Annotated in this window: 1 protein-coding gene; it reads right to left on the reverse strand. The window is 52.1% G+C overall.

From position 1 onward, the window contains the following. A partial coding sequence (locus tag Q4563_RS22865) for a hypothetical protein (protein ID WP_303606183.1) occupies positions 1-234 on the reverse strand: 234 nt, incomplete at both ends.

Consider the following 234-nt stretch of genomic DNA (forward strand, 5'->3'; position numbering starts at 1 on the left):
GTACCTTCAATTTCTAACGTATGCGTTTGATAACAGTTGTCGACGTTGGCGATCCCTGCTACCGACGCCGGCGCACCGGTAATCGAGGTAGACAACGCGTTTGCCCCAGTCACCGAGCCTAGCGTAACAGTACTAGAAACACCGTCATTGATAACACGCAGCTCAAGGTTGCCGCCGATGGCAAACGCCTGAACGTTAATCGGGGTCGGGCTACTGAAACTAGCACTATTGATT

It is taken from the genome of Gilvimarinus sp. 1_MG-2023 (genome assembly GCF_030548285.1).